The following is a 2,848-nucleotide window of genomic DNA, read 5'->3' on the forward strand; positions in this document are numbered from 1 at the left end:
CGGTGAACCCGCACCTCCACGGCCCCGCGCACCAGCACGACGCTGGTCACCCGCGCTCCCCCGCCCGCCGTGTGCCGCGAGGCCACCCAGCCGTCGCCGAGGCCCAGCGGTTCGATCCCCGTACGGCTCGGATCGTCGCCGACGATCACGCTGTTGTCGTACGACGTCGAGGGCGCCGTCACCGTCGAGTAGGCGAGGCGCGTGTAGTAGGGGTCGTAGCGGACGTCCTCGCTGCCGTGGTTGTGGAGGCGGACCACGCCGTCCGCACGGGTCGACTGGAGCAGCCAGTTGGGCGGGCCGACCGGCGTCACCGCGTCCGCACGCTCGGCCGGGCCCGGTTCCTCGGGGGCTGTCCACACCGGGTGGTCCGAAGGCAGGAGGAGGCCGAGGAAGCCCTTGCTCGCCCAGTACGGGGAGGCGGGGCCCGAATAGCCCTGCAGAACACCGGTGTCGGGGCCGTGCCAGCCGAGGGTCAGCAGGCCGTGCTCGTCGGTCGCGCCCCGGTCGAGGAAGTACTTCAGCGCACCGGAGGCCAGGCGCCGGGTCTCCCCCGGAGCGAGCGGCGTACGGCCCGTGAGGGCGCCCAGCCAGAGCGGGGACGTCGTGGCGAAGCGGTAGGTGAGGCTGCGGCCCTGGTGCATCGGGGCGCCGTCGCCGCCGAACAGACGGGCGTAGTCGGCGAGATGGCGTTCCAGTCGGCCGCCGTACAGGTCCAGGAGGCGGGGGTCGCCGTCGAGCCAGGCGTGCAGGACCGGGTAGAGGTGCATCGCCCAGCCGTTGTAGTAGTCGAACTTCCGGCCGTCGCCGTCGGTGTACCAGCCGTCGCCGAGGTACCACTGCTCGATGCGTTCCAGGCCGCGGTCGATCGCCTCACGGGACGCCTCGGGCTCGTACCCGATCTCCTGGAGGAACCCGCCGACCGTCACCGGGAACAGCTCCCAGTTGCACGGCCAGGCCTCGGCCGTGAGGGCGTCCCCGAGCCAGTCCGCCGCGCGCTGCCGTACGGCGTCGTCGAGGCGGTCCCAGAGCAGCGGCCGGGTCAGCCGGAGGGCGAGGGCGATCGACGCCGCCTCCACCAGGGGCTGACTACGGTCCTCGATGCGGGGCCAGACCCCCGACACCCCGGCCGCCAGCCCGTCCCCGTACCGCTGAAGCGCCTTCTCGTCCCGCCGGAACGCCGCCAGCAGAAGGGTCCGGGCGTACCCCTCCAGCCCGTCGGAGAGCCGCCCGGACCAGCTCGTACGGTCACCGGGCAGGTAGTACAGCGCACGGTCCGCGGTCGCGTACGGCTCCACGGCGGCAAGCAGGGAGTCGGCGGCCGCCTCCCAGTGGGCGCGGGTGTACCCGGTGTACGGGCTGAGGCTGCGGTCTTCGCCGGGTGCAGAGGCCATCGGGGGTTCCTGTCGTGCGTAGGTCCAAGTCAGGCGGACTGATCAAAGTCCGGTGCCGTACGGCGCGCTCCTTTTAGGGGCGCGGGGCTGTGTCGATATGCGGCTCCGCCGCGTGGGCGCGACCAGCCACAACGAACCCGCACTCGAAAACCGGCCCAAAAAGCGGAGCGCCAGCGCACAGACCTGGGGCGCCCCGGTTCCGGTCGGGACGCCCCAGGGGCTCATTCCACCCGCACCTTGCCCTCGGGCACCAGGCGCTGGGCGATCAACTCCTCGCGGACCAGGCCCGCGTAGACCGTCGCGCCGTGGACGGAGGTGTGCGTGTTGTCGCGCTTCTCGTTGTACAAGTACACCGACTTGGAGGCTTCCACACCCAGAGATTCGACGAGGGCCTTCGTCTTCGCCGTCAGATCGATCAGGGGGACGCCCTTGTCCGCCGCGACCGAGCGGGTGACCGCAGGGTGGTCCACGCCGAGGCCGTTCACGAGCAGCGCGGTGTTGTTGTTCAGTGTGCCGTCCGCGTTGAACCAGCGTCGGACGATCGGCGTAACCAGCACCGGCTTGCCGCCCTTCTCGCGGACGCCCGCCACCAGTGTCTCCAGGTTCGCCCGGTATGTCGCCTCGTCGGTCTGCTTGTCGTTGTGGGCGAGCTGGATGAGGACCAGGTCGCCGCGGCGGATCAGCGGCTGGACCGTTCCCCACAGCTGGGGGCTGGCGAGGTAGGAGACCGTGCTCTCGCCGGAGTCGGCGTAGTTGGCGACGGACACGCCCTTGCGAAGGTACTGCGGGAGCTGCTGGCCCCAGCCGGAGTACGGGTCGCCGGGCTGGTCGCAGACCGTGGAGTCGCCGACGAGGAAGATCTGGCGGGCGTGCTTGGCCGGGGTCACGCGGATGTCGGCGAGCGCGGGCGCCGAGCCGCCGAGCACGAGGTCCAGGCCGGGTGTGCCCTCGGCGCCGGTCGGCTCACCCTCGGGGGTGCGGACGTTCACGGTGAAGCCGCGGGCCACGCGCTCCCCCGCCGCCGTGGCCGTCTCGGGCAGGAGCGAGCGCCGGGTCTCGCCGGTGACGCTCGTACTCGCCGCGCTCTCGCCGCCGAGGAGGACCGTCACGTCGTACGTGCCGGGCGCGACGTCGAAGTGGCAGGCGGTCGCGGTGCAGTTTTCCAGCCCCAGGGCCGGGCGCCCCTGATGCGCCTGCGCCGGTGCGGCCGACAGGACGGTGCCCAGGGTGGCGGCCGTCAGCGCGGCGACGGTGAAACGTCTCATTGCGGCTCCTCGGGACGGACGACAAGGCCTGGACGCTGGACCGTACCGCGTCCGACAAGCGCTTTCTAGGTGTCGGCAGTTTTTCACACGATTGCCAACTTCCCCGATGTGAAAGCCCTTTCGCGAAATCGATTCAACTGTCACCCTTCCGATCACCCGCACTCCCCCCCCACTCCCCACACCTCCGGAAGG

The 2,848-nt window shown here is 71.4% G+C and carries 2 protein-coding genes; both read right to left on the bottom strand.

The annotated features are described in order from the left end of the window. Window positions 1–1,391 (bottom strand): DUF2264 domain-containing protein (locus FNH08_RS48240; protein ID WP_152778234.1); only part of this gene is annotated, 1,391 nt, incomplete at its 3' end. A gap of 221 nt (window positions 1,392–1,612) precedes the next feature. Then, on the bottom strand, window positions 1,613–2,656 hold the full coding sequence (locus FNH08_RS48245) for a rhamnogalacturonan acetylesterase (RefSeq protein ID WP_152778235.1): 1,044 nt from the start codon (window positions 2,654–2,656) through the stop codon (window positions 1,613–1,615). Between the last annotated feature and the right edge of the window lie 192 nt (window positions 2,657–2,848).

This window comes from Streptomyces spongiae, assembly GCF_009377185.1.
Classification (GTDB): domain Bacteria; phylum Actinomycetota; class Actinomycetes; order Streptomycetales; family Streptomycetaceae; genus Streptomyces; species Streptomyces spongiae.

Bases quoted from the DNA above. Each gene is read 5' to 3' on its own strand.
- FNH08_RS48245 (WP_152778235.1), bottom strand. From the start codon at position 2,656: ATGAGACGTTTCACCGTCGCCGCGCTGACGGCCGCCACCCTGGGCACC.